Consider the following 3,090-nt stretch of genomic DNA (forward strand, 5'->3'; position numbering starts at 1 on the left):
TACTGCGGCCAAGTTGTTGTTCAGACTGCGCCACACATCGGCAATACCGGTTGGAATGACGAAGACGATGAGTCAACGCAAATTTGGGTAGCTGGTTATGTGGTGCGCGACCCAGCCCGTCGGGTTTCTAATTGGCGTGCAACTAAATCACTAGACGAGGCACTTACTGAACAGAAAGTTGTCGGAATCAGCGGGATAGACACCCGAGCACTAACGCGCCATCTCCGCGAACAAGGCGCTATGCGAGTTGGCATCTTCAGCGGGCAGGCAGCCCAGGCTCCTATCGAAGAGCTGTTAAGCCAAGTCCGAACCGTGCCCGAGATGTCCGGTGCAAGTTTTTCGCAGACTGTCACAACAAAAGAGCCCTACATCGTTTCCGCAGTAGGGGAAAAGAAGTACCAGGTTGCCGCGCTTGATTTGGGCATAAAGGCAATGACTCCAGAATTGATGGCCCAGCGTGGCATTGAAGTGCATGTAATGCCGGCGGATACCAGTATTGATGAGTTTTTGGCAGCTGGTCCGGATGGCGTGTTTTTCTCAAATGGCCCCGGCGACCCTGCAACGGCGAGCCACGCCATAGCAATTGTGAAGGCAGCCCTTTCGGTTAAGTGTCCGCTGTTCGGCATCTGTTTTGGCAATCAAATTTTGGGTCGCGCACTGGGCTTTGGTACTTACAAGTTGCGTTACGGTCACCGTGGCATCAATCAGCCGGTAATGGATCGCACTACCGGCAAAGTTGAAGTTACCGCACACAACCACGGCTTCGCTGTTGATGCGCCACTCGATCGCGATAGCGAGACCGAGTTTGGTCGAGTTCGCGTAAGTCACGTGTGCTTAAACGACGATGTCGTTGAAGGTTTGGAATGTCTGGATGTGCCAGCGTTCAGTGTTCAGTATCACCCCGAAGCTGCGGCCGGACCGCATGATTCGGCTTACTTATTCGACCGCTTCATCGCGCTTATGGAAGGTGCTCGCTAATGCCACGTCGTGAAGACATCAAGTCCGTCATGGTCATTGGCTCTGGCCCAATCGTGATTGGCCAAGCCTGCGAGTTCGATTACTCGGGCACCCAAGCTTGCCGAGTTCTTAAGTCCGAAGGACTGCGCGTGATTTTGGTAAACAGTAATCCGGCAACCATCATGACCGATCCAGAGTTTGCCGATGCCACATACATCGAGCCAATCACTCCTGAAGTTGTCGCCAGCATCATCGAGAAAGAGCGCCCAGACGCACTGCTACCGACCCTCGGCGGTCAGACTGCGCTGAACACCGCAATGGCGTTACACACATCGGGCGCACTCGAGAAGTACAACGTAGAACTAATCGGCGCAAATGTTGATGCCATCGAACGTGGTGAAAACCGCGAGATCTTCCGAGGCATCGTCGAAGCTATCGGCGGCGAAAGTGCTAAGTCGTTCATCTGTCACAGCATGGAAGACTGCCTCGAAGGCGTGAAAGAACTTGGCTATCCAGTTGTAGTGCGCCCATCATTCACCATGGGTGGTGCGGGTTCGGGTATCGCTTACGACGAAGAAGACTTACATCGCATCGCTGGTCTTGGCCTGCAAGCAAGTCCGACCACCGAAGTATTGCTTGAAGAATCAATCATCGGCTGGAAAGAGTACGAACTCGAGTTGATGCGCGATAAGCACGACAATGTTGTGGTCATCTGCTCTATCGAGAATGTGGACCCAATGGGAGTTCACACAGGTGACTCCATCACCATTGCCCCAGCCATGACTTTGACTGATCGCGAATACCAACGCCTTCGTGATTTGGGCATCGCCATCATTCGTGCGGTCGGTGTCGACACCGGCGGTTGCAACATTCAGTTCGCGGTAAATCCAGTAAACGGCCGCATCATCATCATTGAAATGAACCCGCGCGTCTCGCGTTCATCGGCGTTGGCAAGTAAGGCCACTGGCTTCCCGATTGCCAAGATTGCCGCGCGTCTTGCTATCGGATACACACTCGATGAAATCCCGAACGACATCACCAAGGAAACTCCGGCATCCTTTGAACCAACTTTGGACTATGTAGTTACTAAAGTGCCACGGTTTGCCTTCGAGAAATTCCCAAATGCTGATGCCACTTTGACCACCACTATGAAATCAGTTGGTGAAGCAATGGCCATCGGTCGCAACTTCACTGAAAGTTTGCAAAAGGCTCTACGCAGTATTGAAAAGAAAGAAGCAATCTTCAACTGGGCAACCGATCCCAAGTCGATTGATGTTGCCGACTTGCTCCAGCGGATGAAGGTGCCACATGATGGTCGCCTAAATCTAGTGCAACAAGCACTCTGGGCCGGAGCATCAATTGATCAGGTCTTTGCTGCCACCAAGATCGACCAATGGTTCTTAGACCAAATCGTGTTGCTCTGCGAAGTGGCCCGCGAGATTGCTGCAGTGGACGCGCTTGATCGCGACTCACTATTCGCGGCCAAACAACATGGCTTTTCGGATGCGCAAATTGCCGCAATTCGGGGCACTACCGAGGCTGAAATCCGCGGTCTTCGCCACACACTCGACTTACGCCCCGTTTACAAAACTGTCGATACCTGCGCGGCTGAGTTTGCCGCCAAGACGCCGTATCACTATTCAAGCTACGACCAAGAAACTGAAGTAGCGCCTCGTGAAAATCCTGCGGTCATCATCTTGGGCTCAGGACCAAACCGCATCGGCCAGGGCATCGAGTTTGACTACTCGTGTGTTCATGCTTCGCTAACTCTGCGCGAGCGTGGCTTCGACACCATCATGGTCAACTGCAATCCCGAAACAGTCTCGACCGACTACGACACTTCAAGTCGCCTCTACTTTGAGCCGCTCACACTTGAAGATGTACTTGAAGTCATTCACGCTGAAACTTTGGCCGGCCCTGTTGTTGGGGTAATCACTCAACTTGGTGGTCAAACACCGCTGGGCTTGGCACAAGGTCTGCAAGATGCGGGCATCACAATTTTGGGAACCTCACCTGACGCCATCGAGCTTGCCGAAGAGCGCGGTGCATTTGGCAAGGTGCTTGCTGATGCCGGCTTACCGGCACCAAAACACGGCATGGCTACTTCGTTTGACGAAGCCAAGCAGATTGCTG

General features: G+C 53.1%; 2 protein-coding genes. Both read left to right on the top strand.

Features of this window, described 5'->3' with window-relative positions; translation table 11 throughout:
• The coding region (locus tag EBS36_07205) for a carbamoyl-phosphate synthase small subunit (GenBank protein NBU32934.1) at positions 1-978 on the top strand (978 nt) is incomplete at its 5' end.
• The coding region (locus EBS36_07210) for a carbamoyl-phosphate synthase large subunit (GenBank protein NBU32935.1) at positions 978-3,090 on the top strand (2,113 nt) is incomplete at its 3' end. The genes EBS36_07205 and EBS36_07210, both read left to right, overlap by 1 nt.

The sequence above is a fragment of the Actinomycetota bacterium genome, assembly GCA_009923495.1.
Taxonomy (GTDB): domain Bacteria; phylum Actinomycetota; class Actinomycetes; order S36-B12; family UBA5976; genus UBA5976.